Origin of the sequence: Arthrobacter sp. UNC362MFTsu5.1 (genome assembly GCF_000685965.1) — a bacterium.
Taxonomy (GTDB): domain Bacteria; phylum Actinomycetota; class Actinomycetes; order Actinomycetales; family Micrococcaceae; genus Arthrobacter.
Genome location: NZ_JMLE01000007.1, coordinates 35,406 through 61,587 on the forward strand (window position 1 = coordinate 35,406; position 26,182 = coordinate 61,587).

At 67.2% G+C, this 26,182-nt stretch carries 21 protein-coding genes; 9 read left to right on the forward strand and 12 right to left on the reverse strand.

Features of this window, described 5'->3' with window-relative positions; genetic code table 11:
- Positions 1 to 82: 82 nt before the first annotated feature.
- Positions 83 to 1,024: a 16S rRNA (cytidine(1402)-2'-O)-methyltransferase gene (gene rsmI / locus BS38_RS0108560; protein WP_028270418.1), complete on the reverse strand. Its 942-nt coding sequence runs from the start codon at positions 1,022 to 1,024 to the stop codon at positions 83 to 85.
- 54 nt (positions 1,025 to 1,078) lie between these two features.
- On the opposite strand from rsmI, the gene BS38_RS0108565 reads away from it, so the two are divergent.
- Positions 1,079 to 2,794 (forward strand): dolichyl-phosphate-mannose--protein mannosyltransferase, encoded by a 1,716-nt coding sequence (locus tag BS38_RS0108565; RefSeq protein WP_028270419.1) that lies wholly within the window; start codon positions 1,079 to 1,081, stop codon positions 2,792 to 2,794.
- A gap of 57 nt (positions 2,795 to 2,851) precedes the next feature.
- Positions 2,852 to 4,681 carry an AMP-dependent synthetase/ligase gene (locus BS38_RS0108570; RefSeq protein WP_028270420.1) on the forward strand — a complete coding sequence of 610 codons (1,830 nt, stop codon included), beginning with the start codon at positions 2,852 to 2,854 and terminating at the stop codon, positions 4,679 to 4,681.
- A 118-nt stretch (positions 4,682 to 4,799) separates the two neighbouring features.
- Here BS38_RS0108570 and BS38_RS0108575 read toward each other — a convergent pair whose 3' ends face one another.
- Together BS38_RS0108575 and BS38_RS0108580 are read right to left on the reverse strand one after the other, a co-directional pair.
- Entirely contained in the window at positions 4,800 to 6,032 is a 1,233-nt protein-coding gene (locus BS38_RS0108575) for a TIGR01906 family membrane protein (protein WP_028270421.1), read from the reverse strand.
- 122 nt (positions 6,033 to 6,154) lie between these two features.
- On the reverse strand, positions 6,155 to 7,147 hold the full coding sequence (locus tag BS38_RS0108580; RefSeq protein WP_028270422.1) for a stage II sporulation protein M: 993 nt from the start codon (positions 7,145 to 7,147) through the stop codon (positions 6,155 to 6,157).
- 71 nt (positions 7,148 to 7,218) lie between these two features.
- Here BS38_RS0108580 and BS38_RS0108585 point away from each other — a divergent pair, with 71 nt between their 5' ends.
- The gene (locus BS38_RS0108585; protein ID WP_028270423.1) at positions 7,219 to 8,028 is read left to right on the forward strand and encodes an RDD family protein; all 810 of its coding nucleotides are present in this window, start codon (positions 7,219 to 7,221) and stop codon (positions 8,026 to 8,028) included.
- Between the two features lie 10 nt (positions 8,029 to 8,038).
- On the opposite strand, the gene BS38_RS0108590 is transcribed toward BS38_RS0108585, so the two are convergent.
- The 5 genes from BS38_RS0108590 to BS38_RS0108610 form a co-directional block, all read right to left on the reverse strand.
- Positions 8,039 to 9,271: a L,D-transpeptidase gene (locus tag BS38_RS0108590; protein ID WP_231511157.1), complete on the reverse strand. Its 1,233-nt coding sequence runs from the start codon at positions 9,269 to 9,271 to the stop codon at positions 8,039 to 8,041.
- Positions 9,272 to 9,410: 139 nt separating this feature from the next.
- Positions 9,411 to 10,640 (reverse strand): L,D-transpeptidase, encoded by a 1,230-nt coding sequence (locus BS38_RS0108595; RefSeq protein ID WP_028270425.1) that lies wholly within the window; start codon positions 10,638 to 10,640, stop codon positions 9,411 to 9,413.
- Positions 10,641 to 10,798: 158 nt separating this feature from the next.
- Positions 10,799 to 12,277 (reverse strand): adenosylhomocysteinase, encoded by a 1,479-nt coding sequence (gene ahcY / locus BS38_RS0108600; protein ID WP_028270426.1) that lies wholly within the window; start codon positions 12,275 to 12,277, stop codon positions 10,799 to 10,801.
- 133 nt (positions 12,278 to 12,410) lie between these two features.
- Positions 12,411 to 12,692: a Trm112 family protein gene (locus tag BS38_RS0108605; RefSeq protein WP_028270427.1), complete on the reverse strand. Its 282-nt coding sequence runs from the start codon at positions 12,690 to 12,692 to the stop codon at positions 12,411 to 12,413.
- A 90-nt stretch (positions 12,693 to 12,782) separates the two neighbouring features.
- Entirely contained in the window at positions 12,783 to 13,172 is a 390-nt protein-coding gene (locus BS38_RS0108610) for a DUF3499 domain-containing protein (RefSeq protein WP_028270428.1), read from the reverse strand.
- A gap of 154 nt (positions 13,173 to 13,326) precedes the next feature.
- On the opposite strand from BS38_RS0108610, the gene BS38_RS0108615 reads away from it, so the two are divergent.
- Positions 13,327 to 13,854: a metallopeptidase family protein gene (locus tag BS38_RS0108615; protein ID WP_028270429.1), complete on the forward strand. Its 528-nt coding sequence runs from the start codon at positions 13,327 to 13,329 to the stop codon at positions 13,852 to 13,854.
- A gap of 19 nt (positions 13,855 to 13,873) precedes the next feature.
- Here BS38_RS0108615 and BS38_RS24760 read toward each other — a convergent pair whose 3' ends face one another.
- The 3 genes from BS38_RS24760 to BS38_RS26665 are packed head-to-tail and all read right to left on the reverse strand — an operon-like array spanning position 13,874 to position 19,516.
- On the reverse strand, positions 13,874 to 15,559 hold the full coding sequence (locus tag BS38_RS24760; protein ID WP_081818857.1) for a DUF5719 family protein: 1,686 nt from the start codon (positions 15,557 to 15,559) through the stop codon (positions 13,874 to 13,876).
- Positions 15,552 to 18,941 (reverse strand): glycosyltransferase family 2 protein, encoded by a 3,390-nt coding sequence (locus BS38_RS0108625; protein ID WP_028270430.1) that lies wholly within the window; start codon positions 18,939 to 18,941, stop codon positions 15,552 to 15,554. The genes BS38_RS24760 and BS38_RS0108625 overlap by 8 nt, the downstream gene beginning before the upstream one ends.
- A 29-nt stretch (positions 18,942 to 18,970) precedes the next feature.
- Complete coding sequence (locus tag BS38_RS26665) at positions 18,971 to 19,516, reverse strand: WhiB family transcriptional regulator (protein ID WP_081818858.1); 546 nt, start codon at positions 19,514 to 19,516, stop codon at positions 18,971 to 18,973.
- A 418-nt stretch (positions 19,517 to 19,934) separates the two neighbouring features.
- On the opposite strand from BS38_RS26665, the gene BS38_RS0108635 reads away from it, so the two are divergent.
- The gene (locus BS38_RS0108635) at positions 19,935 to 20,636 is read left to right on the forward strand and encodes a TIGR03089 family protein (protein ID WP_028270432.1); all 702 of its coding nucleotides are present in this window, start codon (positions 19,935 to 19,937) and stop codon (positions 20,634 to 20,636) included.
- Between the two features lie 21 nt (positions 20,637 to 20,657).
- Here the strand turns inward: BS38_RS0108635 and BS38_RS0108640 are convergent, their stop codons facing one another.
- Positions 20,658 to 21,239, reverse strand: a complete 582-nt coding sequence (locus BS38_RS0108640; RefSeq protein WP_028270433.1) for a GtrA family protein — start codon at positions 21,237 to 21,239, stop codon at positions 20,658 to 20,660.
- A gap of 230 nt (positions 21,240 to 21,469) precedes the next feature.
- On the opposite strand from BS38_RS0108640, the gene BS38_RS0108645 reads away from it, so the two are divergent.
- From BS38_RS0108645 to manA, 4 genes are all read left to right on the forward strand, one after another.
- Positions 21,470 to 22,618: a 5-(carboxyamino)imidazole ribonucleotide synthase gene (locus BS38_RS0108645; RefSeq protein ID WP_043438135.1), complete on the forward strand. Its 1,149-nt coding sequence runs from the start codon at positions 21,470 to 21,472 to the stop codon at positions 22,616 to 22,618.
- Positions 22,615 to 23,208, forward strand: a complete 594-nt coding sequence (gene purE / locus BS38_RS0108650; RefSeq protein WP_051628797.1) for a 5-(carboxyamino)imidazole ribonucleotide mutase — start codon at positions 22,615 to 22,617, stop codon at positions 23,206 to 23,208. The genes BS38_RS0108645 and purE overlap by 4 nt, the downstream gene beginning before the upstream one ends.
- A gap of 7 nt (positions 23,209 to 23,215) precedes the next feature.
- The gene (locus BS38_RS0108655) at positions 23,216 to 24,859 is read left to right on the forward strand and encodes an LCP family protein (protein ID WP_028270436.1); all 1,644 of its coding nucleotides are present in this window, start codon (positions 23,216 to 23,218) and stop codon (positions 24,857 to 24,859) included.
- A gap of 71 nt (positions 24,860 to 24,930) precedes the next feature.
- Positions 24,931 to 26,181: a mannose-6-phosphate isomerase, class I gene (gene manA / locus BS38_RS0108660; protein WP_028270437.1), complete on the forward strand. Its 1,251-nt coding sequence runs from the start codon at positions 24,931 to 24,933 to the stop codon at positions 26,179 to 26,181.
- Position 26,182 lies beyond the last annotated feature (1 nt).

A 26,182-nucleotide genomic window follows, 5' to 3' on the forward strand; every position in this document is an offset into this window, starting at 1 on the left:
GTCCGCTCCGGAGCGTCTATGCATGGGCGCACTACGCACTTTGGAACTTGCTGTGCAGCTGCACAAGGCCCGAGCCCGGCTTCTAGCGGGCGGCCAGGACCGCTGAGTAGAGCTCCCGCTTGCTGACTTTCGCGTCCTCGGCGACGGCGGCCACGGCTTCCTTCAGCCTGATGCCCTGCGCAATAAGCCCGTTGACGGCGGCCACGTGGTCCTCCGTCCGGCCCGGCTCGCGCTCCGGAGCGCCGCCCACCACCACTGCTATTTCACCGCGCACCTCGTTGGTTTCCGCCCACTGCAGCAGGTGGCCCAGCGTGCCGCGGATGACCTCTTCGTAGGTCTTGGTGAGCTCACGGCAGACGGCGGCCGGGCGGTCGCCGCCGAAGCGCTCACGGAGGGCCCGAAGCATCGGTTCCAGCCGGTGCGGCGCCTCGAAAAAGACCATGGTCCGGCGTTCGGCGTCGAGTTCGGACAGCCGGGAAGCCCGCTCGCCGGCCTTGCGGGGCAGGAAACCTTCAAAACAGAACCGGTCCGTCGGGAGCCCGGAGAGGGCCAGCGCAGTGAGGACCGCCGACGGCCCCGGCACCGCGGTGACCGTCAGGCCCGCCGCCACCGCGCCCTCTACCAGCCGGAACCCCGGATCCGAGACGGAGGGCATGCCCGCGTCAGTCACCATCACGAGGGTCTTTCCGGCCCGCACCTGGTCCAGGAGTTCGGCCGTTTTCGCGGCTTCGTTGTGCTCGTGGTAGCTGATCACCCGCCCGGCAACGGCGATCCCCAGGTTCTGCACCAGCCGGTGCAGGCGCCGGGTGTCCTCCGCGGCGACGATGTCAGCGGTGGTGAGGAGTTCAACGAGCCGGGGGGACGCATCGCCGACGTTTCCGATGGGCGTCGCAGCCAGCACAATCCTGCCCGGCTGCCCTTCCGCGGCGGGGGCCGCAGGTTCGGCTGCCGGAGCCCAGGCCTCATCGAAGGTGCCGTCATCATCGGAGCTGCTCGCGGGGGAGGTACTGAGTTGTTGGTCCACACGACCAGCCTACTGCTGGCAGGCTCTTCCAGCGCCAAAAGGTAGCATGGGCACGTGACGCAGACCTCCGTACCTCCTGTCGAGGCCGACCCGGCCGATCCGGCCAAGCCAGCACGGCCGGCCCCAGGGACATCGGGACGCAACCTTGAGGGGCAGCGGTGGATCCGCCGCCCCCGGGAAGCGTTCACCGAAGGCGCCCTGCAGGAGCGGCTGATCGGCGGCATCCGCAGCTGGCGTGACTATCCGCCGTCGCTGCGGCTCTGGTTCTGGCTCATCCCCGTCATCACCGCGGCGATCGGCGGCATCCTCCGCTTCGTCCGCCTGGAGAATCCGCGCAGCCTGGTGTTTGACGAAACCTATTACGTCAAGGACGGCTACTCATTCCTGGTCAGCGGGTACGAACGCAGCTGGCCGGACAAGGCCAACGAATCCTTCGTGGCAGGGAACCCCGGCGTCATCCTGTCCTCGCCCGAGTATGTTGTGCATCCGCCGGTGGGCAAGTGGATGATCGCGGCAGGAATGTGGCTGTTCGGCCCGGACAACCCGCTGGGCTGGCGGTTCGGCGCCGCGCTGACCGGGACCCTGTCCATCCTGCTGATCACCCTGATCGCGCAGAAACTCTTCCACTCGCTGACGCTGGGGGCCGTGGCGGGCCTGCTGCTCGCGGTGGACGGCCACCACCTGGTGATGTCCCGCACCTCCTTGCTGGACATCTTCCTGATGTTCTGGGTCCTTGCAGCCTTCGGCGCGCTCCTGATGGACCGCGACGACGGCCGACGGCGGCTCGCGGCCAGGCTGGGGCGCCAGGCCGGCGCCGCGCCGGACGGCAGGCCCTCCGTGGTCCAGCTCGTGTCCGGGCCCTGGCTCGGCATCCGCTGGTGGCGCGTTGCTGCGGGCGTCTGCCTGGGGCTTGCCGTGGGCACCAAGTGGTCGGCGCTGTTCTTTATGGCGGCCTTCGGGCTCCTCACGGTCTTCTGGGACCTGAGCGCGCGCCGGATCGCAGGCATCCGGGGCTGGATCAGCGGCGGCATCATCAAGGACGGGATTCCCGCTTTCATCAGCATCGTGCCTGTCGCCGCCCTGGTGTACCTTTCCACCTGGGCCGGCTGGTTCCAGTCGAAGGATGCGTACTTCCGCCATTGGGCCGACACCAACCCCTCGGCCCAGTGGGGCTGGCTCCCCAGTCCGCTGCGGTCCCTGGCCCACTACCATCTGGAAGCGTACAAGTTCCATCAGGGGCTCAGTTCCGACCACCCCTATGAGGCGAGCGCCTGGAGCTGGCTGGTGATGGGGCGGCCCACGTCGTTCTTCTATGAGTCCCCCAAACAGGGCAGCCCCGGTTGCGACGTCGCCAGCTGCACCTCGGCCATCCTTTCCGTGGGCAACCCCCTGATCTGGTGGAGCGCCACGGTTGCGCTGGTGATCCTGCTGTTCTGGTGGGCGGGCCGCCGGGACTGGCGGGCCGGTGCCATCCTCGCCGGGGTCGGCGCGGGCTACCTCCCTTGGTTCATGTACCCGGAACGCACCATGTTCACGTTCTACGCCGTGTCCTTCGAACCGTTCCTGGTCCTGGCCCTGACATATTGCCTGGGGCTGGTGCTCGGACGTCGCTCGGACCCGTTGTGGCGCCGGCGTTCCGGCCTGTACCTCGTGGCAGTCTTCGTGGTCGGAGCGGTGCTGGTCTCGGCGTTCTTCTACCCCATCTGGACCGCGGAAATCATTCCGTACCAGGACTGGCGGTTCAGGATGTGGATGCCGTCCTGGATCTAGGGCAGTATGGCAAGGGTGCCGGGACACCGCATCACGGATCCGGAAGGGAGACTGGCTGTGAGGGAAGCAAGCACTGAACTGCTCGTGGAGCTGGATCAGGGCAGCAACGTGACTGACCTGCTGCTGGGGCAGCACGCCAAGGACCCGTCGCACGCTGTGTATGCCCGAAAAGGTCCCAACGGCTGGGTTGAGGTCCCCGTCCAGCAGTTCCTGGACAAGGTGGTGGCGCTTGCCAAGGGGTTGATCGCCGGAGGCCTGGCGCCGGGCGACACGGTGGCTGTGATGTCCGGGACCCGGTACGAATGGACCCTGGTGGACTTCGCCATCTGGTTCGCCGGCGGTGTGACCGTTCCAGTGTATGAAACTTCCTCGGCAAGCCAGGTCGAGTGGATCTTGCATGACTCCGGCGCCCGCCGGGTGTTCGTTGAGGACCCTGCCAAGGCCGGGCTCGTAGCCGGCGTCCTGGCCCATTCCGAACTGCTCGGCGACGCTGTGGTGACGGTCGTGCGTATGGACGACGACGGCGGCGCACCGAACCTGGCGAGCCTCGCCGCCGCCGGCGCCGGCGTCACTGATGCCGAGCTGGAGCGGCACCGCAGCACGGCAGGCCTGGCCGACGTCGCCTCCCTGGTGTACACGTCCGGTACCACGGGTAAGCTCAAGGGCTGCGAGATCACGCACGGCAACTTCGCCCTGGTGGCCACCAACATCGTGGACTTCCTGCCCGAAATCCTGCGGCAGGAGGGCGCCCGGACACTGATGTTCCTCCCTCTCGCCCACGTCCTGGCCCGCGCTGTCCAGGTGGTGTGCCTCAGCGCCGGAGTGACCCTGGGCCACACCTCCAGCGCCGCCCAGCTGCTGGAGGACCTCGCCTCGTACAAGCCCACCTTCCTGCTGGTGGTGCCCAGGATCTTTGAGAAGGTCTATGCGGGTGCCGGCCACAAGGCTGCCCTGGCCGGCAAGGAGCGGCTCTTCGCGGCCGCTTCCGCAGTGGCCATCGACTACTCCAGGGCGCTCGATGCCCGGGTCCGGGGAAAAGGCAGCGGACCCGGATTCATGCTCCGCGCCAAGCACGCCGTCTTTGACCGGCTGCTCTACCCCAAGCTCCGGCAGGCCTTCGGCGGACAGGTCAAGTACACGGTCTCCGGTGCCAGCCCGCTCAGCTCCAACGACGCGCACTTCTTCCGCGGTGCCGGCATTCCCGTACTGGAGGGCTACGGCCTCACCGAAACCACCGCCCCCTGCACCGCCAACACCCCGTCACGGACCAAGGTGGGCACGGTCGGCATCCCCGTGCCGGGCACCACTGTGCGGGTCGCAGACGACGGCGAGATCCTGGTCAAAGGCATCGGCGTCTTCAAGGGTTACCACGCCAATGAGGCAGCCAACGCGGAGGCTTTCGTGGACGGGTTCTTCCGCACCGGGGATCTCGGCTCGCTGGATGAAGACGGCTTCCTCACCATCACCGGCCGCAAGAAGGACCTCCTCGTCACGGCTGGCGGGAAGAACGTGGCACCCGGGCCGCTCGAGGAAAAGATCCGGGAGCACCAGCTCGTGGCCCAGGCCGTGGTGGTGGGCGACGGAAGGCCGTACGTCTCCGCCCTGGTCAACCTCGATCCGGAGGGCTTGGAGAACTGGTGCGCCGCCCAGCGGATTCCGGTCCTGGGTGTGGCCGAAGCAACGTCGGATGTCCGGGTCCGGGAAGCCGTGCAGGGCGCTATCGACCAGGCAAACCTGCTGGTGTCGAAGGCGGAATCGATCCGCAGCTTCGTCCTGCTGGCTGCCGATTTCACGGTGGAGTCAGGTCACCTGACGCCGTCACTGAAACTCAAGCGGGCCGCCGTCGTCCGCGACTTCGAAGCCCACATCAACGGCCTGTACCGCTAGACCCGGGCCGGTCCCCCGGCATGCGCCCACACAACACCCCGGCATGTGCCCACACAACCATGAAGGCGACCGGCCTGCGCCGGTCGCCTTCATCGTGTTCATGCCTCTGCGGAGCCCGCTAAACCGTCGCGGAGTTTCCCCGGGTGCGCCGCTGCGCGGCGTCGGGGAGGTCAGTTGTCCCGGCGTCGCTGTCCGTGGCTGAGGCGTCCTGGGCGTCTGTGTCTTTGTCGTTCGTTTTCCTGGCAAGGCCGCGGCGCTTCCGCGTGGGCCAGGTGAGGATCAGGGTGGCAACGGAGGCGATCAGGACCAGTGCGCCGATAACGATCCCGGAATCAACCCAGAACTGTCCCGGGAAGAGCCGGATCAGGGTGTCGTCCAGGGCGAATGTCCACGTCCCGTTGGCGAAGAAAATCCGGTGGAACTCGGTGAAGAACTGCTGCCAGCCCAGGGCGGCCAGAGTGCCCAGCCCCAGGATGATCACCAGGGTGGCGACGGAGCCGGCGAAGAGGCCGCGGCGGACTCCCCCGGTGCTGCGCCGGCGCAGGTAGATGATCGCGATGATGCCCAGCAGGATCAGCAGCGCCCCGCCGCCGAACGTTGACAGGATGACGAGCTTGACGTCTGCCATGTGGCTGACTTCGCCTTCCTGGAACAGCGCATCGCCGCTGCGGTTCACCAGTTCGCCGAGATACCGCGGGCCGGACCAGTTGCTGAGGTAGTCCACGGCGTAGGACCCGTAGGTCATGCGGTCATCGGCGCTGAAGCCGTAGCCATCGCCGGGGAATCCCGGGCGGTTGTATTCAACCCAGAGGAACAGGGGACTTGCGACGGCCCGGACGGCCAGGACCAGGAGGATCAGCGGGTAGAAGACAGCCAGCAGCACCTGCATCACGCGCGGCAGGACGGGCTTGGTGTTGTTCGCCAGCTCCCGTTCGGCGTTCCGGCGTTCCACCTCGTCCTGCGGCGGGCGCACCTGGAGGGCCGAAGTGGGCAGGGGTTCGCGGAAATGCGTGCCCCTCCCCTGCGGCTCTGCGGCCGGTTCGACGGCGGACTCCGCCGCCTTGCGGTCGGCGCGGCTCCCGGCCTGGGAGACAGGGGTGCTGGCCTGGGAGACAGGGCTCCCGGCCCGGGAGGCAGGGATGCCGGCGGACGCTGCCGGCTGGCCCTTGCCTGCGTCAGTGCCCGGAACAGGGGACGTGTGTCCGGCCGGGGTTGTTCCCTGTGCTTTTGCCGCCCTTCCTGCCCCAGTGCCGGCAGACTTCATCCAGTCGAAGGCGGGCTCGGCAGTGTCGTCGGCCGGATCCAGATGCGGATCCTGCCGATTCGGCGGGGTGGGCGTCTTTTCAGTCACTGCAGTTTCACTTCCGTAGGCGTCCGCGTTGCCGGACACCGCCAGGCAACGCTACTTATCTCCAGATGAGCCTACCGTCAGGCACTCCGTGGCGGCAGGTGCCACCCCGTTCCGCCACGTATTCACGCAGCCAACGCCGTGTAGCCTGCATCAGCGCTATCCAGGTCGCCGCTGGCCCCGGAACGATAGGCACGCCTGCCCCACACCAGTACATACGTCCAGTACGTAGCCAGGACCGCCGCGCCGATCGTGATCTTGGCCCACACCGGAAGGCTGCTGGGGGTGACGAAGCCTTCCACGAGGCCGGAGACAAACAGCACCACCACAAGTCCCAGCGCCACGGTGATCAGCGAGCGCCCTTCCGCGGCCACTGCCTGGCCCCTGGTCCGGGGTCCGGGGGAAACCATGGCCCAGAAGATCTTCAGGCCCGCAGCGCAGGCAATGAACACCGCGGTGAGTTCCATCAGGCCGTGGGGAAGGATGTAGCTGAAGAAGACATCGGACTTGCCGACGGCAGCGAAGACCCCGGCCGCGATTCCCAGCCCCTGGGCGTTGCTGAAGAGGATCATCGGAACCCAGAAACCGGTAATGCCCAGCGCCACCGCCTGGGCAGCGATCCAGGCGTTGTTGGTCCAGACGGCACCGGCGAACGACGCTGCGGGATTCTCGGAGTAGTAGTCGACGAAGTCCCGCTCGACGTACTGCTTGACGGTTGCGTCCGAACCGAGGGCCCGGAGCGCATCGGGCGACGTGGCGATCCACAACGCGTACGCCCCCGCGACTAGGCAGAACGCCAGGCCGCACCAGACGGTAAGCCAGCGGATCCGGTACAGCGCCGCCGGAAGTGCGATGACGAAGAACCGTGCGAGGTCATCCATGAAGTTGGAGCGGGCCCCGGTGAAGCGTGTGCGGGCTTGGGCCAGTGTGGCCGACAGGGAGGCCGAGAGGCCACTTTCGGGGGCAACCGACCGCAGCAGGGAAAGGTGGGCGGAGGTGGTCTGGTAGAGGCGCAGCAGTTCATCGGCCTCGCTTCCGTCCAGGCGCCGCTTGTACGCCAGCACGTAGAGCCGCGCCCACTTGTCCCCGTTGACCGCGGAGAACGCATCGATGTCCACGGCACTACCCTAGCGCCCCCGGATTAGACTGTGAGCGTCCGTAGGCGGCGTGTAGGGGACGGGGACCCGGTTTGAGCTCGATCATCACAGGTGAAGCAGTTGTCTTGGAGCTCCGGCCGGCGTCGTTCGCTGCGCGGGCGCTGGGCCTGATCCTGGACGTCGTTGCGAACGTCGTCCTCCTCATCGTGATGATGACGGTGATCTCCTCGGCCTACAGTGACCTCGACGGGGCGGCCGCGCGTGCCCTGGTCCTGGTCAGTGTGGTGTTCTGTTTCGTGATCCTCCCGGTGGCGGTGGAAACCCTCACCCGCGGCCTCTCGCTGGGGAAGCTGGCGGCCGGGCTCCGGATCGTCCGGGACGACGGCGGCGCCATCCGCTTCCGCCACGCGCTGATCCGCGGGCTGATCGGATTCCTGGAGATCTACCTGACGTTCGGCGGACTGGCCATCGCCGTCGCGCTGTTCAATGACAAATCCAAGCGGCTCGGTGACGTGGTGGCGGGAACCTATTCCCTGCGCCGCCGGGTGCCTACCGAACCGCCGTTCGTGCCGTTCGTGCCTCCGCACCTGAGGTCCTGGGCGGCGCTGGCCGATATCGGCCGGATACCGGACGCGGTGGCCCGCCGCTCGGCGCAGTTCATCCGCCAGGCGGGACGGATGTCGCCGGCGTCGCGCGCCTCCATGGCGGTGTCCCTCGCCACCGAGGTTTCAGCCTGTGTTGCCCCGCCGCCGCCGGCCGGTACGGGTCCGGAGGAGTATCTGGCAGCCGTCCTGGTGGAACGCCGCGAGCGGGAACTGGCCCGGCTGACCCGGGCGCGGGCGCGGAGCACCGGCGTGGGGGAACGGCTGGACCGGCTCCCCTACAGCCGGGATGGCCGGTAGGCCGCGGGCACTACCGCTTGGCGTACTGCGCCCAGGGAATGTTCCAGTCGCCGTAGCCCTCCAGCGGCTCCACCGGCGGAGCGCCCGTGTTGAGGGTCTGGACCACGTCGCCGGTCTTCATGTTGTTGAAGAACCACGCTGCATCCGCGGGCAGGAGCCCCACGCAGCCATGCGAGACGTTGGATTTTCCGACGTAGCTCCAGGCGGATTCGAGGGCCTGGTGGACGTAAACGCCGGACGACGTCAGCCTGTTGGCGTATTCGACGGTCAGCGGCGGGTAGTAACCCTTGTCCCCGGGCTTGAGGCCGATGCTTCCGGCATTGAACTTGGAGTGCCGCTCCTGCTCCATGATCACGGCGTAGCCGGTGGGCGAGAGCCATTCGGCGTCGCCGAGGGTGACGGGAGCCGTCCGGACCAGCTGGCCGTCAAAGTAGACGTTCATGGTCTTGGTGACATCGTCCACGATGGCCACCCGCTGCGGGCCGACCTTGAAGCTGACCTTGGTGTCCACGTTGCCCACCATCTTGTTCCCGAAGTCGACGCCGAACAGCTTGAGGTCCACCGTGACCTGGCTGCCCGAGGCCCAGAACGCTTCGGGACGGATGCGCACGCGCTGGTCTGAGTACCAGCGCCAGGCGACCGCCTGGCCGGAGGATGAGGTGACGGTGACGGCCTTCTCCATGGCCTCCTTGTTCAGGACCGGCTCGGAGAAGACAATTTCAATCGGCTGGCCCGAGCCCACGGTGGAACCGTTTTTCGGGTACACGGCGGCGTCCGCCTCGTTGGCCGTTGCCACCGTGGTGAAAGTCTGGGTCTTTTTCGTTTCGCGGCCTGCCTGGTCCACGATCGTGAAGGCGTAATCGTAGGCGGCGTCGAATTCCAGCGGGTCCAAAGCGGTCCAGGTGGAACCGTCGGCGCTGAGGGTGCCCTTGACGGGCGCACCGCCGTCGGCAGTCGCCAGGACGACGTCCTTCACGGTGCCGTTGACGGCTTTGACGGACGGCGCGACGGCGGGATTGACTCCCGCGGCGCCGTCCGTGGGGGTTACGCCGAGTTCGACTGCCTTGACGACAGGAGCCGCGAGCCCCGGTTCGTTGCGGACCGGGCTGGAAGACTCCGACTGGAATACGGGTTCGGCCCAGCTGGGAGCCGTGGCCACGCCGATCCCGCCGGCCGCGACCGCAACGCAGATGGCGGCAATCCCCAGGATTTTCATGGTCTTCCGATTGTGGACTTTAGTCATGACCTTCTCCATGTCCCCCGACAGGCCCGTGATCAGCCCAAATACCGTCTTGAATCTTCAGTTGATACGTTCGTCAGCGCGTTAGTGAGGTGTTCAGCACTCACCGGTGACCAGACGATTTTACCGTATGCCGAACGGATCAATTGGCGTACTGCGCCCAGGGGATGTTCCAGTCGCCGAATCCGTCGTCGAAGTTGGCGTTTTCACCTTCGGTGTTGACTACCTGGACAACGTCGCCCGTGGTCATGTTCTCGAAGACCCACTGGGCGCCGTCCGGGCCCAGGCCGATGCAACCGTGCGAGAGGTTGCTGACACCGATGTACGGCATTGCGGAGTCCGTGGCCTGGTGGATGAATTCCCCGCTGGGTGTCAGGCGGGTGGCGAAGTTGACGTCCAGCTCGCCGTAGTAGGCCGGGTCGCCCGGCTTGAGCCCGATGCTGGCGGCAGACATATGCTCCACCCGGTACTTCTCCATGAAGACGAGGTAGCCCCTGGCCGAAGGGAACCGGGTGTCCCCCATGGTGGCCGGCCATGTGCCGGCCGGCTTGTCATTAACGCTCACCGAAAAGGTGTGCGCCGTAGCGTCGGCCACGGCGACCTTCTTGTCGCCGATGTGGACCGTGACCAACTTGTTAAAGTTTCCGATCTGGCCGTTGCCGAAATCAACCCCGAAAAGCTGCAGGTCCATGGTGACCGTGCTGTTGGCCGCCCAGAAATTCTCGGCCCGGTACCGGACCATGCTGTCGCTGAACCAGTGAAAGTCGCCCGCCTGGCCGGACGTCGAGGAGACCTTGATGGCTTTCTCCACCGCGTCCTTGTTCAGGACAGGTTCGCTGAAGGTGATCTGCAGCGGCTGCGCGACGCCGACCTTCATTCCGTCCAGCGGGTAGACCGCGGCATCCGCCTCGTTGGCGGTGGACACCGTGGTGAACGTGCGGGTGCTGTTGGTCTTGCGGCCCGCAGCGTCGGCCACCACAAAGCTGTAGGTGTAGCTGCTGTTGAACTGCAAGGGCCCGGCGGCCGACCAGCCCGTACCGTCCGAGCTCAGGCTGCCCTCGACTGCTGCGCCGTCGCCGCCCGTGAGGGCCACGCGTTCAATGGTTCCGTTGGTGACTTTCAGCGATACCGGGGCTGCCGGATTTACCTGCTGCGCGCCGTCCGCCGGCGACGCTGCCAGTTGCACCGGCGCCACCACCGGCGCCGCGAGTCCCGGCGTCGTTCGCTCCGCGGAACCCGCTTCGGATTCGAAGGCGGCGTGGGCGGCCCCTGGTGCCACGGCGGCGAAAACGCCGCCGCCGGCTGCCAGCAGGCAGAGCGCCCCAAGCAAAAAGGCCTTCCGGCCGGTGGTCCAGCGTTCCCTTGCCGTCACGGCGCGGGGACCTTTGCAGTCATCATGGGCACAGCATAGGGCACGCTCCTTAGAGTTGACGGGGTATCCGGCAACCCGAAGGCCACGGCGAAGGGCCCCGGAAGTCATTCCGGGGCCCTCGCGATGCTGCTTTTACGGCCGCCTGGGCGGCTGCGCGCTTAGTAGCGGTAGTGGTCCGGCTTGTACGGGCCGGCAACGTCCAGGTCCAGGTACGCGGCCTGCTCCTTGGACAGTTCCGTCAACTCGACGCCCAGGGCGTCCAGGTGAAGCCGGGCAACCTTCTCGTCAAGGATCTTCGGCAGCACGTAGACCTGCTTTTCGTACTCCCGTTCGCCTTCGGGCTGGTCCCGCTTGGTGAAGAGTTCGATCTGCGCGATCGTCTGGTTTGCGAACGAGTTGCTCATGACGAAGGACGGGTGTCCGGTGGCGTTGCCCAGGTTCAGGAGGCGGCCTTCGGAGAGGACGATGATGGAGCGTTCGTCCGGGGTGCCCTGGTCAAAGACCCATTCGTGGACCTGCGGCTTGATTTCCACCTTCTTGATACCCGGAATCCGGGCCAGGCCGGCCATGTCGATCTCGTTGTCGAAGTGGCCGATGTTGCCGACGATGGCCTTGTCACGCATGCCGGCCATGTGCTCGGCCATGATGACGTCCTTGTTGCCGGTGGTGGTGATGAAGATGTGGCCTTCACTGAGGACCGATTCCAGCTTCGCCACCTGGTAGCCGTCCATGGCTGCCTGCAGTGCACAGATCGGGTCGATTTCGGTGACGATGACGCGCGAGCCCTGGCCGCGGAAGGCCTCCGCCGCACCCTTGCCGACGTCGCCGTAACCGCAGACGACGGCGATTTTGCCGCCCATGAGGACGTCGGTGGCACGGTTGATGCCGTCCGGCAGCGAGTGCCGGATGCCGTACTTGTTGTCGAACTTGCTCTTGGTCACGGAGTCGTTGACGTTGATGGCCGGGAAGAGCAGCTTGCCCTGCTCCGCCAGCTGGTACAGACGGTGCACGCCCGTGGTGGTTTCTTCCGTGACACCCAGCAGGCGGGAGCCGATGCGGGTCCATTTCCGGGCATCCGCTGCGAGCGAGGCACGCAGGACATCGAGGAAGACACGCCCCTCATCGGACTCGTCCGCGGCTGCCGCCGGAACGGACCCGAGGGCTTCGAATTCGACGCCCTTGTGGACCAGCATGGTGGCGTCGCCGCCGTCGTCGAGGATCATGTTCGGACCGAGGTCCGGGTTGCTGTCCGCGCCGGGCCAGGTGAGGATCTGCTCGGCGGTCCACCAGTATTCCTCGAGGGTCTCGCCCTTCCAGGCAAAGACGGGGACGCCCTGCGGGTCTTCGACCGTGCCGTTGCCCACCACAACGGCGGCGGCGGCTTCGTCCTGGGTGGAGAAGATGTTGCAGGAGGCCCAGCGGACCTCGGCGCCCAGAGCGGTGAGTGTTTCGATCAGCACGGCGGTCTGGACGGTCATGTGGAGCGAACCGGCAATCCGGGCGCCCTTGAGCGGCTGGCTGGCGCCGAACTCTTCGCGCAGGGACATGAGTCCGGGCATCTCGTGCTCCGCGAGGCGGATCTGGTGGCGGCCGGCCTCAGCCAGTGAAATGTCGGCAACCTTGTAATCGAAAGTCATGTGAGTCCTTGTGTTGTATCCGGAAAATTCAGGAGCGGCGGAAGTCCGTGTCCGTTCGGCGAACCATGGGAAGTTCGACGCCAAGCGGAAGGGCGATGGGCCGGCCGGGCGGTTATTCGGGCCGGCGGTGAAGCTATACGGCGTTGGCGGGCCCTGATGCCGCAGGGCTTGATGCCGCGGGGCTTGTTGCCGCGGGGCCGTGCCCGCCGTCATGCTGGTCCGACGCCGCGGCGTTCGCGGCGGCGACGAGTTCCGGCGGCAGCAGCAGCGGAATGCCGTCCTCGATGGCGTAGCGCAGCTTCTCCCCGGAGGCACCGGCGGCAGTCGAGACGAGTTCTTCGCCTTCCTGCACCAGTGTTGAGCCGGTTACGGGACAACGCAGGACGGACAACAGGTCAGGACTGATCTTTGGCATGGTGAATGCTCCCTGATGGGCGCCGCAGCAGGCGCCGGTGGCCGATGGATTTGCAGCTTCCAGCGTACAAGCTTCGCGGCGCGGCCGGGCTCAGGACGGTTCGCGGAGGACCCGCAGGTGTCCCCGCCGGGCGCCTTCCGAAGCCGGCGGGGCCTCAAGCGCCGCGTGCGCGGAACGCTGTCCCGGGGCAGGGTCCGCCGCGGACGGTCGCAGGGCAGCCTCGCGGACGGCGTTGGCGAGGGCCAGCAGGTCATCGGGCCCCGGCTGCGGCGGCGTTGCCGGCATGGCCAGGCGCAAAACTTCCCAGCCCCGCGGCACTGTCAGTGACCCGGCATGCTGTTCGCACAAATCGTAACAATGGGGCTCGGCGTACGTGGCCAGTGGCCCCAGGACGGCCGTGGAGTCCGCGTAGACGTACGTCAAAGTGGCCACCGCAGAGTTACGGCAGGCTGACCTTGAACATTGACGAATAGCACCCACGACATCACAGACTACTCCCCGTTGGCCGTTGTGCCGTACATTCCTGCCCGCAGTGTCCTGTGGTGTCGTCCGTGCTGCCGCAAGTTGCCGGGATGGTCCGTGTGGCGTTTCTAGTTATGTCGCGTATTTCAGGCGGCGGGTTTAGAGTCAATGTATGCAGCAATCGCACCACGTTCCGGGTTTTACGGTCCGGTTGGCTGACCCGGGAGCCGGCCAGCCGGCGGACACCGCCGCGCCCGCGTCAACAGTCCGCGGGAAGAGCTTCCGGGAGCGCCGCAGGAACCGCCATGGGCGTGGCCTGCGCGGCGAACTGATGCTGCCTACGCTTCCGGGCTACCGCACCCGTTCGGACCGCTTCGACGAGATGGTCATGGACTCCGCCCAGCGTCTCCACGACATCTGGGGCAAGCCCCTGGACGGTGTCAGGTTTGCTGTTGATGAGATCCCGCAGGGCCTGGAGCAGCTGGTTGCGGACCGCTCCCCGGCGCCGATGGGTCTTTATGAGCCCGCCGCCGGCGGCGAAGGTCCGGTGATCACGCTCTACCGCCGGGTCATCGAGAACGCCTGCTCCAGCCGCGAGGAACTCCAGGACCTGGTGCACGACGTCGTGGTGGAACGCACCGCTGAAATGCTCGGGGTGGCACCGGAAACACTGGACCCCGTCTACCGGCGCCGGTACTAAGCGCCGGCACCGGCTGGTGCTAGTAGCCGAGCTTCACCGCGACCTGTTCCTGTCCCGCGGCGCCCGGCGCCACCGCCACTGCGCCGATATCCGCGCGCCCGTCCTGCTCCAGCAGCACTGTGCCGTACGCAGCATCTCCGGACGCTGACACGACGTACCCCAGCACCGCCGAATCAGCCACCTCCGCGGGCACCTTGATGACTGCGGTGGTGCCGCCGGCGATGTCCGCGGCGGCCGCACTGCGGACCTTGCCGTCAGCAGTGATGGGTGTGTAGGTGATCTTGGCCCGGTCCTCGGGTGCACCGAAGACCAGGTAGCGTTCTCCACCTCGCGGCACCGCCACCACGTGCTGGCTCCCGAGCCTGGCGGATGACGGCGACCAGGCAAAGTCCGTGGCGCCGTCCGACTTGAGGCCGCGGGTTACCCGCGCCGCAGCGGCGAACGACACGTCGGAACTGGCCGCAACGGTGTATTGGCCGGCCGGAACACCCGCCAATGAAACCTCCGTCACGGATCCGCCCTTGGCCGTCACCACGCCGCCGCCCGGCAGGGCCTTTTGACCATCGCGGCCGTACAGCTTGATTTCCACCACGGCGTCTGCAGGGCCGGGGACGGCGATCTGCAGCGCCGCCGCGGCGTCAGCAAAGCCTTGTTTGGCCGTGAGTGCCTTGGCGGAGGCCGGGTCCTGGATGTCCAGTCCGGACATGACCTGCCGCGTCGCCGGTGCCGCGCCGGGCACAATAAAGTCCACGCCGCCGGGAGTTAGCCCTCTCAGGACGCTCTGCTGGACCACGGCGGTGACCGGACCTCCGGCGCTCCGGGCGTGGATGCTGAGCTTTGCCTGGCCGGGCGCCAGTCCGGCCAGGACGATGGAGCGGGTGGTTCCCGGCGCAACCAGGAGTCCGCGGCTGCCGGGGGCCTGGATCTGGCCTTCGGCGCCGTACAGGTCCAGGCTGACGGTCGCCGGGGTGCTGGAGGCGTTGCTGAGGTTGAGTACTGCGGTCCGCCCCAGTGAAGTGTTCGCACCTACAAGCCACAGGTCGTTCGACGGCGCCTGGCAGCCGGCCGCGGCCAGGCCCTGCAGGTCACCGTCGGTGGCGGTGTAACTCATCACTCCACCGGCCGTGGCCTGCTGGTTGCCTGCCGCATCCGCGCTCAGGACGCTGACGGAATCCACCGAGCGTTCGGACACGACCCCTGCCAGCAGCGCAGGAGGGGCGGTGGCAGCGGTGGGGCTTCCGGGATCCTTGGCGATTTCGGCCAGCGGATTTCCGTTGAGCTCGGCAAGCCTGCTTCCGGGCAGCACTCCTGCGTTGGTACTCAGCACTACGCCGTTGACCAGGGTCCTGGCGGTGGCCGATTCCGGGCTGAACTGCGGGTCGGTGCCCACGGGGGTGCCCTCCAACAAGCGGGCGGGGCCGGGGCAGATCCCCACGTTGCTTCCCGCAGGTACTGCTGCCAGCGGTGCTTCGAGCGTGCGGCTGCCGGCGCTTTGCGGGCCCATAGACGCCGCCGCCACCAGGCTTCCGGCCGCAGCCACGATGACCACTGCCGAGGCCAGCCCCGCCACCGTTCCGCGCACAGCTCTCCCGCGGCCGGTGAGTCCCTTCAGGCGTGCTGCCGCGGGCGCGGCTTCCCCTGCGTGGTCAGCCTCGTGGTCCGCGGTCGCTGCCTGCGGCACGCCGTCGTTCCCGTCCTTATGCATGCTGATGTTCCTTACGCAGGGAGCCTTCATCGCGGGAGAGGCCGGTGTTCGGCCGGCGGGCGGGCATGGGAATGGCTAGCAGCACGGTCAGTCCAATGACCGTGGCCTGGACGACGGCGGTCCACCCCGCCCACGGGTTTTCGTAGCGGATGGTGAGCTGTCCGGCCTGGGCGGGAAGGGTGAACGCCTGGGACCAGCCGGACGTTGTGGACGTCAGCCGCCTGCCGTCCAGCCATGCCGACCACCCCGGATCGGAACGTTCGGCGAGAACCACCAGCCGGCCTTCCGGCCCTTCCGGAACTGCGGCATCAACCGATTCCAGTCCGGAGGGCAGGAGCCCTATCGCTGCTCCGGCACCGTCCACGATGCGCACCCGGTGGGCGACATCCGCGGCGTCGATGACAGGCTGGTTGAGCGGGCTGATCCGCCAGAGCCAGCCGACGTTGGTCTGCCCCACGGCGACCAGTCCGGGCACGGCATCCATCCGGCTCGCAGTCAGCTGCGCGGCGGTGTCCGAGGACCGGAGGACAACGAAGCCTGCCCCCAGGCGTTCCAGTTCAGGGCGCGGGTCAACGCCCTGGCCGGCGACCACGGTGGCCACGACGCTGCGCAGGGCTGCGGTAACGGCGTCGTCATCCCTGACGGTCTCCTTGCCCGGGTCGCCCATGATGTTGCGGGCGGCAGCAATGGCGGACAGTCCGTCCAGGGTGGTGCCTGCACCCCTCACGATCGAGGCGTTGAAGCTGCCGTCCTCAGCCGTGTCGATCACCAGCGTCCGGGTCTGCTCCGGTCCCTGGCCGCGGTCGATGGCCGTTGCGGGCAGTGTGCGGGCAGAGGTGGAAGCAATCTGCCGAGGGGTGCCCCAAGGGGCCGTTCCCGCAGTCTCAGGGGCAGCACCGGCAGCTGCGGCCCCGGAGGCGGACTGCAGCAGGTTCTGGGCTGCCCAGGCGCTCAGTCCGGCCACGGGCCCCGCGACGAGCAACACCATGGCAAGGACAGACATGCACCTAAGAGCGATCCGGCGGGCGGCCGGTGCGGCAGCTGTCCGCTCCGCGAAGCAGAGCAGACCGTCGGCCCCGATCAGGGCGGCACCCAGCAGCAGGAATCCGGACGCAGACACGGCAGGTCCCGTAAAGGGCGTGACCAGCGTGTCGGCGCTGGCGCCCGTGGCGACGTGGCCGGCGAGCCAGCCGCCCGCGAGGATGATCAGGGCGGCCACCCACAGGGCACGGGCAACGCGGGTGCGCTTGCCGGGGACAAAGAGTGCCGCCGTCGCCAGGGCGACGACCGGGAAACCGACCAGGAGGGCAAGGAGCAGCGCCCACGGGACGGCAGTTCCGTCGAAAACCGGAAGGCCGGCCAAACCGCCGTCGGCATCAAAGTACAACGGCTGTCCCAGCAGCTGCTGCCACAACGGCGCGCCATCAAAACCGAGCGGCACGCCGGGGTCGGCCAGCAGTGCCCGCGGGCGGTCGAGGACGGAGAACCCGAAGGGAACAAAAAGCGCTGCGCTCGGAAGCAACGCCCACCAGACAGTGCGTCCGCGCCGGCCCAGCAGGATCCCGGCAAGGACAACCACGGCGGCGGACGGAAGCAGCAGCGACGGTGCCGCGGCTGCCACCACAGCCAGCGCCAGGCCGGCGGCAGCTGCGGCGGTCCACGATGGCATCCCGTTGACGCCGGGCTTGGCGGGAGGCTTTTCCAGGAAGCGGCGGTCCCCCGGTTCGGGCACGGCAAAGCGGCCCTGGCCACGGGCAGTGCCGGTGGCACGCAGCAGGGCCACCACCAGTAGCGGAATCATGATGTGGGCTACCAGCGCACCCAGGCGTCCCTGGTTCAAAGCGACCTGCAGGGCGGGCGCCCCGCCCCACACGAGTGCAGCCACGAGGCGGAACCGTCGCCGCGTGGTCAGGCCGCCGGCTGCAAACCAGGCGGCGAGGCCGGAGAGCGGCATGGCCAGGAGCAGCAGCCAGGCCAGGGCGCTGTTGGCATCCCCGCCGCCCGCAATGCCAAGAACCCAAAGGAGGAGGGCGAAGGGGTCGCCGTGGCCGGGGAGTCCGGCGCCCAGCCCGATCCACCAGCTGGTGGCGTGGTGCCAGATGTCCGAGACCTTCGACGAAACGGGAATCAGGCCACCGCCGGAGACTGCTTCGGCACGGAACAACCCCGAAAGCCCGATCAGCGACGCGGCCGCTGTCAGGATCACGGCCAGCAGGGCGCCGTTGCCCACCCAGCCGCGGTCCGAGGTGGTCAGCGCGGCGAAGTCGTCCGTGGAGTCACCGCTGGGCTGTTCGGCCAGCGGATCGGTTCTGGCCGAGTCGGGGCCCTGGTCGTCGGAGCCCAACGCTTCAATGAGGGAGCGCCGGTGCGCCCAGACCTCGCGCCGCGGGGTCTGGAGTCCTTTGATCACCGAGCGGCGAATCCGCCGCGTCCGTGCTGCGTCGCGGCGCCCGCGGATCACCGCCGCGGGACGGCCCAGCGCCACAAACGTCGCCATGAGCTGGGAGAATCCGTGGCCGGGATCCTTGACGGCAATGCTCAGGACAAGCTTGAAGAGGCTCCCCAGCAGTGCCCCCGCCGCGTGCAGCGGCACCTTCCACCACACGGTGTGCTTGAGGCGGAGGTAGACCTGGGCCTTGCGGGCTGCGCTGGCGCTCCCCAGCGCATGCGGCCGGTGCGACACGTGGAACATCCGCGCTGTGGGAACCACCACCACGCGGTGTCCGGCAAGGCGGTTGCGCCAGCAGAAATCCACATCGTCCCCGGTTCCGGGCAGGGCGGCGTCAAAACCGCCCAGTTCCTCCCAGACGTCCCGTCGTACCAGCATGCCGGCGGAGTTGACCGCGAAGGTGTCGCTGCGGCCGTCGTACTGCCCCTGGTCGAGTTCATCCGCTTCGATGAGGGTCAGCCGTTCAGCCCAGCGGCTGGTGGAAAGTCCGACGTCGATCAGCCGGCGCCTGGCATGCCAGTCCAGCTGCTTGCAGCCGGCCACCGTCACCGACGGTGCCCGCTCCACGGCATGGAGCAGTTCGGCGAGCGCTTCCGGCGCGGGCGCGGCATCATCGTGCAGCAGCCAGATCCATTCGGCGTCGGCCGCCGGCCGGTCGCTGTCGCGGGGAACACTGTCCTGGGGAACGCTGTCCCCGGGATCTCCGTTTCGGGGGGCCAGGGCGGCCAGGCCGGCCTTGACCGCATCCCCCATCCCGGCCCGTCCCTGCTGGAAGGTGGTGACGTTTGCCTCGCCGAACGCCTGGTCCAGCAAGGCCAGGGAATTATCCCGTGAGCCGGTATCGACGCCGATGAAAGCATCAACGGGTCGGGTCTGCTCCGACAAAGCCGCCAGGGTTCTGGGGAGATAGTCACCGCCGTTGTGGGCGACCACAACGGCGGTGACATGTACTACTTGAAGAATTAGACCGCTCGCTTCCTCAGCCGACGGCGCTCGCGCTCGGAGAGGCCTCCCCAAATGCCAAAGCGTTCGTCGTTCGACAGTGCGTATTCGAGGCACTGCGAGCGTACGTTGCAGGCGCCGCATACTTTCTTGGCGTCGCGGGTGGACCCTCCCTTTTCGGGAAAGAATGCCTCCGGATCAGTCTGGGCGCACAAGGCGTCCGTCTGCCAGCCGAGCTCCCCTTCGTCGTCGAAGTCCTGCTCGAAGGGTAGCCCGATCCAGACCGGTTGCGCGGTGGTTTCCGAGTGCAGTGTCTGCAGTTCCATCGGAGGATCGTGGAGATCGTTGTCCTGGTCGGGGTTGCCCGCCAGGAGTGCTTCATGTGCTGCCAGGAAGGCCGTAGCCTGGTCCTGCAGCAGATCGTTGGTGCTCTGGTTATACCGCTCGGCGGCATCCGGATCGGCCGGATCGACATACCAATCACTTGGCACACCGCGCGAACGGTATTTTGCCGACGCCTGACCCGCGACGACTGCATCTTCATGGATACGCTCAACTTGCCCCATTATGGCGTCCCTCCTGATGTTGCTGCCCCTGACTGAATACCTGGACACTCGGTTGTGTGGCCCGTATCTGCGCAATGGCGTTCGATAACTAATTACACGTGTGTAAGTCGTTGGGAGTCAAGCGGCTGCCGGGATAATAATCAACTTCATGCTCAATCCGCCGCCGCGCCACGCCCATGAATTTTCGGACGACTCGCCGCCATCACAGGACTTTCAACAGCATACTGACTAGTTTTCTGGGAATTTACCGGGAATCCCGGGAAATCCTCCGTCCATCGTGATTTAGGCAATCAAAGTGATCAAAAACGACGTGTCGCAAATCACACACACTTCGGCGGGTGCCACTTCCCCGTAGCCCCGCATACCACCCTCCCGTCCAGGCCTCCCGCCCAGGCAGGCACCGTGGCAAGATGTTCGCATGAGCATCCCCGCGATCGAATTGATGACTGCACTGCGGTCCGGCCATTCCACTTCTCCCCGGCTGACCTGGTACGGACCGGACGCCGAACGGGTGGAACTGTCCGGCCGGGTCCTCGACAACTGGGTCGCGAAAACCAGCAACCTGCTACAGGACGAACTAGACGCCGAGCCCGGGATGCGCCTCCGGCTGGACCTGCCGGCGCACTGGAAGTCGATGGTCCTGGCCCTTGCCGCCTGGCAGCTCGGGATGGAAGTGGTCCTCGACTCCGCTGACGCAGAGCTCCTTGCCACCGGCTCGCCGGAGGCGGAACCCCAGGGCGGGTTCGACGCCGTCATTGCAGTTCCGCTTCCGGCGCTGGCCATGCGCTGGCCCGGCGAACTGCCGCCCGGCGTCGTCGATTTCGCTGCCGAAGTGCGTTCGCACGGCGACGTCTTTATGGCCCATCAGGATCCGGAAGGGTCACAGCGGGCCATCGTGTCGGCTGCCGGCACATCGCATCCGCACGCAGAACTGCTGGAAGGCTTCGCCGCCACGCACGATACCGGTGTGCGGTTGCTGGTCCGGGCCGGCGACGGACTGGAGCAGGCCTTGGTCCAGTCGCTGGGCGCGTGGCAGAACGGCGGTTCGGTCGTCCTGGTCCACCCTGACGTTTCGGTGACCGAGAAGCTCCTCAACGACGAGCGCGTGCAGGGAGACTAGGCCCCAGCCGCTCCGGCCGTCCTAGCTGCGGGGCGGCCCGGGGAGGTCCGGATCCTGCACCTTGGCCAGCTCGTCGTTCGCGGGAACGCGGACCGCGTGCTTGTCCTGGTGGTGGTGCAGTTCGATGATCTCGTGGTCATGCGAGAACGACGGCTCTTCGTCCAGTTCCTTGTTGAAGACGAGGAACCGGTAGGCGAAGAAACGCACCACGGTGGCCACGAGGATACCCGCCACGCCGGCCAGGAACAGCATGTTCTTGTCCGTGATGCCGAATGAATACTTGGCCAGGGCGGTGAAGCCGGTGGAGATGCCGATACCGATGCCGTTGATCAGGATGAACATGAAGAATTCGCGGATCACGTTGTCCTGGCGGCGGTGGCGGAACGTCCAGAACCGGTTCGCGATCCAGGAAAAGACCGTGGCCACCGAGGCGCCCACGAACCGTGCCTTGGCCTCGCTGTCCGTCATCGGGCCGTGCATCAGGTAGTACGTCAGGCCGTTGTCGATCACGAAGGCGACACCGCCGACGGCGCCGAACTTGGCCACCTCGCGCCAAAAAAGCGAGGCGAGTCCGCGCAAACGTTCTGCAAGTGTGTAAATCATGACCCTCCATGGCCGTCTGAGATTTCGGGCCACAGGGCCGGGTACCCATTTTAGCCCGTTAGCTGGAAACAGTCTGAACGGGCCGGGCAGCCCAGCCTCCCGCCGGCTCTAAATAACGTAAATTCCGGGCCGAAACGGTGGTGAAGCCCGGAACTCCCCTGCACTTCTGTAGGCTGGTTCTTGTGACTTTTCCAGTAATAGGCGTAGTTGGCGGCGGCCAGCTTGCCCGCATGATGGCCCCCGCCGCAACGGCCCTGGGCTTTGAACTACGTGTCCTGGCCGAGGGCGAAGACGTGTCCGCGGTCTCCGCCGTGCCGACGTCGCCGGTAGGTGATTACAAGGACCTCGACGCCCTGCTGGAGTTTTCCCAGGGCCTCGACGTCATGACGTTTGATCACGAACACGTCCCGAACGACCACCTGCGCGCGCTGCAGGAGGCGGGGGTCAACGTGCAGCCCGGCCCCGACGCGCTGGTGCACGCACAGGACAAACTCGTGATGCGCGCCGCCATCGACAGGCTGGAGCTGCCGAACCCGGCATGGGCCTCTGTCGCCGACGTCGATGCCCTGGTTGCCTTCGGCGAGCAGACCGGCTGGCCGGTGGTGCTGAAAACGCCCCGCGGCGGATACGACGGCAAAGGCGTCCGCATTGTCGGCTCGGCTGAGGAAGCCGCCGATACCGACGACTGGTTCGCGGCCATGTCTCCCCTGCTGGCCGAGGCCAAGGTGGAATTCAGCCGCGAACTGTCCGCACTCGTCGCGAGGACACCGGACGGCGAATCCCGCGCCTGGCCGGTGGTCCACACCATCCAGGTGGACGGCGTCTGCGACGAAGTGATCGCCCCCGCCCAGGACATCCCCCTCGAGGTGGCGGCGGCCGCCGAAGACGCCGCAATCCGGATCGCCAACGAACTGGGCGTCACCGGCGTCATGGCCGTGGAGCTCTTCGAGACCCCCGGCGTCGGGTCCGGCTTCCTGATCAACGAACTCGCGATGCGTCCGCACAACACCGGCCACTGGACCCAGGACGGATCCGTCACGAGCCAGTTCGAACAGCACCTGCGCGCGGTACTGAACCTCCCGCTAGGCGCCACCGACGCCCTGGGGCCGGTTGTTGTGATGAAGAACTTCCTCGGCGGAGACAACCAGGAACTGTTCTCGGCCTATCCGCTGGCCATGGCCAGCGAGCCGGCCGCGAAAATCCACTGCTACGGCAAAGCCGTCCGGCCCGGACGAAAGATCGGCCACGTCAACTTGGTGGGCGCAGCCGCTTCCGACGTCGATTTCGTCCGGCAGCGTGCCACCACCGTCGCCAACATCATCAGGGACGGCCGTGCTCCGGCCCGAACAGCACCAGGGAATTCCGAGGAAACCGCATGAGCACGCCTGCAGCAGCAATCCACCCGGCTGAAACCGACGCCGCGGCGCCGATCGTTGGCCTCGTGATGGGCTCCGACTCGGACTGGCCCGTCATGGAAGCCGCAGCCGAGGCCCTGGCCGAGTTCGGCATCCCGTTTGAAGCCGATGTGGTCTCGGCCCACAGGATGCCCACCGAAATGATCCGCTACGGCCAGACGGCCCACGAACGGGGGCTGCGCGTCATCATCGCCGGAGCCGGCGGTGCGGCCCACCTGCCCGGCATGCTGGCATCCGTCACCCCGCTGCCCGTCATCGGTGTCCCCGTCCCGCTGAAGACGCTCGACGGCATGGACTCGCTGCTGTCCATCGTCCAGATGCCCGCCGGTGTTCCGGTGGCCACTGTCTCGATCGCGGGCGCACGGAACGCCGGCCTGCTGGCCGTCCGGATGCTGGCCTCGGGCACGGACGACCTGGCCGTCCGCCTGCGCGAGGACCTGGTGGAGTTCGCCCAGGAACTCAACGACGTCGCCACCCGCAAGGGCGCGGCGCTGCGGCACAAAGTCAGCGAAGTGTTCTCCGACGGCAACGTCGTTCTCCGGGGCAGCCGTTAGGAATCAGATGACCACTAGCCACTCCCGTCCCAAGGCACCGCAACCGGCACTGACGGACCCCGTCCGCCATCCGGCGAATGCCCCGGCTCCGGTGAGGACCAAACGCGCGTTCGTCCTCCTGCTGCTGACCCTGCTCGTCCCCGGCAGTGCCCAGATCGTGGCCGGCGACCGCAAATTGGGAAGGATCGCCCTCCGGGTGACGCTCGCCGCCTGGGCACTGGCGATCGCGGGACTGGTGCTGCTGCTGGTGAACCGCACGCTCCTGATCGGCATCCTCACCAACACGGTGGCTTCGCTCCTGATCATCGCCCTCCTCATCGCCCTCGCAATAGGCTGGGCCGCGCTGTTCGTCAATACGCTCAGGCTCATCCGGCCGGTCCTGCTGGCTCCCGGGATGCGGCCCATCGTCGGCGTCGCCCTGGTCCTGGCCATGGTGCTCAGCAGCGGCACCCTGGGCTACGCGGCCTATGTGCTGAATGTGAGCCGGAACGCCATCGGCAGCATCTTCTCCGCCGGACCCGCCATTGATCCCGTGGACGGCCGCTACAACTTCCTGATGATGGGCGGCGACGCCGGAGACGACCGCACGGGCCGCCGTCCGGACAGCCTCTCCGTCCTCAGTGTCGACGCCAAAACCGGCCAGACCGCCATCATTTCGGTGCCTCGCAACCTGCAGAACGCACAGTTCAGCGAAGGCTCGCCGATGCGGCAGATCTACCCGGACGGCTACGACTGCGGCAACGAGTGCCTGATCAACGCCATCAACACCGAGGTGACCAACGAGCACGCGGACCTCTATCCCGGCGTCGCCGATCCCGGCGCCCAGGCAACCCTCGAGGCTGTCTCGGGCACGCTCGGCATCACCGTCCAGGCCTACGTCCTGGTGGATATGGACGGCTTCGCCAAGCTCATCGATGCCATGGGCGGCATCAGGATCAAGGCCGGCGGCTGGGTGCCGCTGAGCGGGGACATGGTGGACGAGGCCAACGGCATCCACGGCATGCCCCTCGGCTGGATCCCGGCCGGCGAGCAGCACCTGAACGGCTACCACGCACTCTGGTACGGACGCTCCCGCGAATTCGTAGACGATTACGCCCGCATCCAGCGTCAGCAGTGTGTCCAGCAGGCCATGCTGAAGCAGCTGGACCCGGCAACGCTGCTCGCCAAGTTCGAGGACATCGCCAACGCGGGCACCAAGGTGGTGGACTCCAACATTTCCGCGAGCCAGCTCGGCAGCTTTGTGGACCTGGCAATGAAGGCCAAGGGCAAGGAAGTCAGCCGGCTGACCATCGGGCCGCCTGATTTCGACGCATCCTTCTCCACCGTGCCGGACTTCGACCAGATCCACCAGAAGGTGGACCAGTTGCTGGCCGCACAGTCCGGGAAGTCGGCCGGGGCAGCCGGGGATCCCGCTGGCGAGGACAGCATCGTGCAGGCCGGAACGGGGGCGGGCCACCTGATGGCAGCCGCACCGGCGGCGCCCCTGACACAGCCGGCACCCTCGCCGTCGTCGTCGGATTTCACACCGGTAACCACCACTCCCGACGGCGAGCCGATCACCGAAGAGATGCTCAACCAGTTCAAGCGTGAGGGCAACGAGCAAGCGATCCGGGACCTTGTGGCCACGAACGGCCAGTGCCGCCCGCTCTGAGCGCCCACGCCCCTTCCGCCCTAACTGCTGTACTGAGATAACTGCTGCACTGAGATAAAGGACACCAGGCTTTGTACGAAATCGAGAATGTCCTCCGGCCCTATGCCTGGGGCTCCACCACGGCGATTGCCGGCCTGCTGGGCAGGCAGGCCTCCGGCGGTCCGGAAGCGGAACTGTGGGTGGGCGCCCACCCGGACTCGCCGTCCGTGGCAGTTGCGGCCGACGGCGGTCCGCTGGCTTTGGATGCGCTGATCAGCTCCGATCCGGACCACCATCTGGGAAGCGCCAGCGTGGCGGAGTTCGGCCCGCGCCTGCCGTTCCTCCTCAAGGTCCTGGCCGCCGAGAGCCCGCTGTCGCTGCAGGTCCACCCGACGCTGGAGCAGGCACGGGCGGGTTTTGCCCGCGAGGAGGCAGCCGGCGTCGACCGTTCCGCGGCCGAACGGAACTACAAGGATGACAACCACAAGCCGGAGATGATCTTCGCCCTGACGCCGTTCGAGGCGCTGTGCGGCTTCCGTCCGGCCGCGTCCACGCGTGCCCTCTTCGAGCACCTGGCGGCGTCCATGCGCGCGATGTCGCTGGAGGTTCCGCACGTGTTCCTCGACGTCGCGGAGGACCTCACCGGCCCCGTGGAACACGATGCCCTGAAAGCCGCCTTCACCCGGCTCATCGGCGGCGGCCACGCCGTCTCGCACGCCGTGCGCGAACTCGTGGCGGCACTCAAGGCCGGGCTGCCGATGTCCCCGTACCAGACCGAACTGTCCACCGTGGTCAGCCTGCACGGCCACTACCCCGGCGACCCCGGCGTGCTGATCTCGCTGCTCCTGAACCGCATCTCGCTGGCGCCCGGCGAGGCTGTGTACCTGCCGGCCGGCAATGTCCACGCCTACCTGCACGGGCTCGGCATCGAGGTCATGGCGTCGTCGGACAACGTGCTCCGCGGAGGCCTGACGCCTAAGTTCGTGGACGTTCCCGAACTCCTGGCAACCGTGGAGTTCGAGTCCGTGGGCGTGCCGATGCTTGCCGCGGAGAGGTCTGAGCTGGGCCAGGAACTCTACCGGCCCCCGTTCCGTGAATTCCAGCTGCAAAGGATCGAACTGGAACCGGACGGCGGCCCCGTCCCGCTGGCACAGTCCGGCGCGGCAGTGATCATCGTGGTCTCCGGCTCGGTGCTGCTCGACTCCCCCAAGGGCGATCTCCATCTGGACCGCGGCGCGAGTGCCTTCCTCCCGGCCGCCGAGGCACCGGTCAACGTCCACCCCGCAGCGGGCTCCGCGGGGACCGCCGTGGCCTTCGCCGTGACCACTGCCGTAGGGGCTTGAT